The 4,413-nt window shown below is 47.7% G+C and carries 5 protein-coding genes; 2 read left to right on the top strand and 3 right to left on the bottom strand.

Annotation, left to right across the window (positions count from 1 at the left end):
• Positions 1-811 (bottom strand): NusA N-terminal domain-containing protein (locus C7B77_RS24855; protein ID WP_281261387.1); only part of this gene is annotated, 811 nt, incomplete at its 3' end.
• A gap of 203 nt (positions 812-1,014) precedes the next feature.
• Complete coding sequence (gene rimP, locus C7B77_RS24850; RefSeq protein WP_106311244.1) at positions 1,015-1,473, bottom strand: ribosome maturation factor RimP; 459 nt, start codon at positions 1,471-1,473, stop codon at positions 1,015-1,017.
• Between the two features lie 507 nt (positions 1,474-1,980).
• Between rimP and C7B77_RS24845 the strand changes: the two genes are divergently transcribed.
• The gene (locus tag C7B77_RS24845; protein WP_106311240.1) at positions 1,981-2,619 is read left to right on the top strand and encodes a histidine phosphatase family protein; all 639 of its coding nucleotides are present in this window, start codon (positions 1,981-1,983) and stop codon (positions 2,617-2,619) included.
• A gap of 85 nt (positions 2,620-2,704) precedes the next feature.
• On the opposite strand, the gene C7B77_RS24840 is transcribed toward C7B77_RS24845, so the two are convergent.
• Positions 2,705-3,043, bottom strand: coding sequence for a P-II family nitrogen regulator (locus C7B77_RS24840; RefSeq protein ID WP_106311238.1), 339 nt, complete (start codon positions 3,041-3,043; stop codon positions 2,705-2,707).
• 112 nt (positions 3,044-3,155) lie between these two features.
• Between C7B77_RS24840 and C7B77_RS24835 the strand changes: the two genes are divergently transcribed.
• Positions 3,156-4,409 carry an FGGY-family carbohydrate kinase gene (locus C7B77_RS24835; RefSeq protein ID WP_106311235.1) on the top strand — a complete coding sequence of 418 codons (1,254 nt, stop codon included), beginning with the start codon at positions 3,156-3,158 and terminating at the stop codon, positions 4,407-4,409.
• The last annotated feature ends 4 nt before the right edge of the window (positions 4,410-4,413 follow it).

Here is a 4,413-nt window from a genome sequence, read left to right as displayed (position 1 = left end):
CCGCCACGATTCTGACTAGTTCTTCCTCGATTTCGGGGACTTCATTGGCAAATAGTTCGACTACCAATCCGGCAGCACCGCGAGAGACCAGCAATTGAGGGCCACGTTGGGAGCCTTCACGGACTTTTTTGAGGAATACTTTAAAAGTGCGACCGATCCGGTAATTATCGTTAGGCAGTTGTTCTTTTTGGGGCAGTTCGGCTTCGACGTCCGGTTGACCGAAACTACTACTGACAGATAAAATTACCGACTGACGCTCGAATCTGAGCACTTTGCCGATCAGCGCGGTACCTTCAAATTGCTCGAATTCTTCTTGAATGATCTTCCGTTGTTGGTCGCGCAATTTTTGGGCGAGCACTTGCTTGGCTTGAATTGCGGCCATCCGTCCGAAATCTTCGCGATCGGGTGTTACATCCAAGATCACCGAGTCGCCGATTAGTTCTAGTAGCTTTTCCTCGCTGAGTTCTTCGGCAGATTCTTCTTGCTGTAAACTATTTTTGACATCATTGAGCGAAATCTCTTTATCTTCATCGGTGACTTCTTCGACGATCGTTTTAGTCGCAACGACCTGAAAAGCCTCTTCATCTAGATTCAGAAATACATCGAAGTTATCGAAATGATCTTCTTCAAAATCCATCCGATCTAAATGTTGCGATCGCCGATAGCGTTCGTAGCCCTTGAGTAAAGCTTCGCGCAAGGCAGTTTGTACCGCAGAGCTGGGTAAGTTGCGATCTTTACTAATTTCCTCAATCATATTTCTGAGTTGAGGCAAACTAACGTTACTTTTTTTCGGGTCTTTAGCTTTTGACATATTCAGTTAAGTTAGGAATTAGTGTAGAGAGTGTTGGCGATCGCCGAGACGATCGAATTGAGGATTTTAGCCACAACCTCAACAACAATCCACTCGAATGGGTAAGTAATTAAATAAGATGAACGATCGATCGCATTAGATATCTAGATATCTAGTCAGCATTTCGACGATCGATTCAGTCGCTAGTCAAATCGCTATGGCGATTATTTATCGTGTAAATAGACTTTAGCGACTAATTCTCTGGGAATTTCAATCGTTCTGCCTTTAAGACTCAGATAGATATTAGTATCGTCGCGACGAATCAATTGTCCCTGCCACTCAGTTTTGCCATCCCAGGGCAGATCGGTCGTAACCTCAACTGCGAAGCCACCAAAAGCATTAAACTCGCGATCTGTCGTCAGTTGTCTGCTCGTTCCAGGGCTAGAAACCTCCAATGCGTAGGCAAACGGAATTAGCTCTTTGGCATCTAATGCCGCTTCCAAAGCGCGACTCATGCGCTCGCAGTCTTGCAATCCGGTATCCGCAACCGGATTGCGAATATCGATCCGCAGTGAGGGGGGACGTTCGTGGGTATGAAAGATAACTGCAACTAATTCTAGTCCCAAGTCTGCGGCGATTGGGTTAGCGATGTCAGTAATTTGGGGAATGAGGGGATGAGCCATAGATGTGGCAGGGACTAGGAGCTAGTGGCGATTAAGAAGGATGTTAACGAACATAACTAGTAACTTAATTTCGATCGATCCCGCACTATCTGAGTCGAGCAGGGAGAGTTAGGCGATCGTCGGATCTTGAGAAGATCGAACAGAGCGTTGTGCCGAGCTGGTGACGGCGATCGAACCGAGAGATCGTACTTGTCAGTGGCAGTAAACAACAAAAAAAGTGGGTTTCGACCCACTCCTGGTAATTTATTATTCCAAGAAGCATAGGAGCAAACTTAAAGATTTAGTTTGCTCGTGCCTTTTATATTAACAGAGTTTTGATTCGAGAGTAAAATAGGGATCGTCAGCGCGACCTTTATGTATGTAAATCGCCTGTCAGCTCGGGGCTTTACGAAACAACTCTTTATAATCGATATCTGCCTGACAATTCAGGCTCTTTCTCAATCATTAGCGAACCCAACCATTTTTCGATCGCAAAACATCCACATTATTTAATTTAAGGATGGCTATATGACTCTGAATCTTTACTTCCTCCGTCACGGGCAAACGGCATCTAGTCGCGGGAATTTATTTTGTGGATCCATCGATCCTGGCTTGACTGCCGATGGCGAAGAAATGGCACAGGTATTTGCGGCGGCTTATGCCAGTACGCCTTGGGAAGCAATCTATTGTAGCCCCAAAGAACGGGCAATTTTGACGGCGGAACCGATCTCAGACAAATTAGGCATGAAGCTGCAAATTCGCGACGGCTTGCAAGAGATCAATTACGGGGCTTGGGAAGGCAAGGATGTTGCGACTGTCGATGCGGAGTATCATGACGATTATCTCCGGTGGTTGGCCGATCCGGGTTGGAATCCACCCACAGGTGGCGAATCCGCAATGGCGATCGCCGCACGCGCGCTTGCCGTAATCGAGGAAATCAGTCAGCAACACGCAACGGGGAACGTTTTGGTCGTATCCCACAAAGCTACGATTCGGATCCTGTTGTGCAGCCTTCTAGGTATCGATGCGGGGCGATTTCGGTATCGACTGGGAATGCCCGTTTGTAGCATTAGTATCGTCGAGTTTGGCAAACACGGCCCATTGTTAAAGGTACTCGCAGATCGTTCTCATTTGACCGATCGCTTGCGCGATCTTCCTGGCACCTAAGATTCTATAGGCACCTAGCACAGATCCCCGACTTCTTAAAGAAGTCGGGGATCTAGTTGAATTTTGAGATGATGGTAGTTAGTAGTTACACCGCTTCAATATTTTTCTCGCCTGTCCGAATCCGCACGACTTGCTCGATGGGACTAACGAAAATTTTCCCGTCACCGATTTCGCCAGTCCGAGCAGCAGCAATAATTTTGTCTACTACCATATCGACCTGTGCGTCTTCGATCACCACTTCGACTTTGAGCTTTTGGAGAAACTCCACGGTATATTCCGAGCCGCGATAGCGTTCGGTTTGACCCTTTTGTCTCCCAAATCCTCTCACTTCCGAGACTGTCATCCCGACGATTCCAGCATTGACGAGGGCAATTTTTACTTCATCTAGTTTGAAGGGGCGAATAATTGCTACGATCTTTTTCAATTTTATTTACTCCTGAATGTGTGTTTCTATACTATTTTTAGTTGCACCAACTTGACATTTTGTATCATTGTTAGACCAACCAAACATGTAACTCTGGCTACAAAATAAAAATATGATAGTCTCGCTCGGCATAGATTTTGGCACATCTGGGGTTAGATTGGTAGCGATCGATACCGATTGTAATGTCCTCTGGTGGGGAACTAGCGATTTACTAACGCAAGGGTGGCGAGCGACTTTATTTGCATTAATCCAGGCGATCCCAAATGAAATTAAAGCTGGGGTCAAACGCATTGCGATCGATGGCACTTCTTCGACGGTACTATTGTGCGATCGCGAGGGTCGATCGATCGGCGCACCAATTTTATATCACGATCGACGCGGGGCAGCAGTATTAGATTCGGTTAAATCGATCGCCCCAGCCGGACATTCCGCGATCGGTGCAACTTCTAGTTTAGCGAAATTATTGTGGTTGATGGGTCAACCCGAGGCGATCGAGATTGTGCCGACTGCTAGAGATGCCTACTTTTTGCATCAAGCAGATTGGTTGGCTTATCATCTGCATGGCAAATTGGGCATCAGCGACTATCACAATGCCCTGAAACTCGGCTACGATGTCGAAGCCCTCTGTTATCCCGATTGGCTCGAACGACAGCCCTACCGCCCGTTATTGCCCCAAGTCGTGCCGCCCGGTACGCCAATTGGGACGGTATTACCCCAAGTTGCCACAGAATTGGGTTTAGCGGCTGATTGTATCGTCTGTGCTGGTACTACCGATAGTATTGCCGCATTTATCGCTAGTGGTGTGAAGGAGCCAGGTGTTGCCGTCACATCCTTGGGATCGACATTAGTTATCAAACTCCTAAGCCAGACGCGCGTCGAGGATGTTAATTTTGGGATTTACAGTCACCGTTTGGGCGATCTCTGGTTGGTTGGCGGCGCATCAAATACAGGTGGGGCGGTACTGCGACATTTTTTCAGCGATGCCGAGTTGGTTAGCCTCAGCCAAGAAATCGATCCCGATCGACCCAGCAATCTCGATTATTATCCCTTATTGACTCCAGGCGATCGCTTTCCAATTAACGATCCTCATTTAGCACCGCGATTGACACCGCGCCCAGAGCGAGCGGTTGATTTTTTGCACGGTTTATTAGAAGGGATCGCCAGCATCGAAGCGCGCGGCTACCAACTATTAGCCCAATTAGGAGCTACACCCCTAACGGCAATCTATACCGCTGGCGGTGGGGCGCAAAATCCAGTCTGGACAAAGATCCGTCAGCGATATCTTCCCGTACCGATCTCGATTTCCCCACATCAGGAGGCGGCATATGGTGCGGCACTATTGGCACAAAGGGGTACGAATGGCTAGTACT

Source organism: Chamaesiphon polymorphus CCALA 037, from assembly GCF_003003845.1.
Lineage (GTDB): Bacteria > Cyanobacteriota > Cyanobacteriia > Cyanobacteriales > Chamaesiphonaceae > Chamaesiphon > Chamaesiphon polymorphus.
The sequence above is the reverse complement of the archived record's forward strand: the minus strand, read 5'-3'. Positions and strand labels throughout refer to the sequence as shown.

Bases quoted from the DNA above. Each gene is read 5' to 3' on its own strand.
- C7B77_RS24835 (WP_106311235.1), top strand. From the start codon at position 3,156: ATGATAGTCTCGCTCGGCATAGATTTTGGCACATCTGGGGTTAGATTG.
- C7B77_RS24845 (WP_106311240.1), top strand. From the start codon at position 1,981: ATGACTCTGAATCTTTACTTCCTCCGTCACGGGCAAACGGCATCTAGT.
- rimP (WP_106311244.1), bottom strand. From the start codon at position 1,473: ATGGCTCATCCCCTCATTCCCCAAATTACTGACATCGCTAACCCAATC.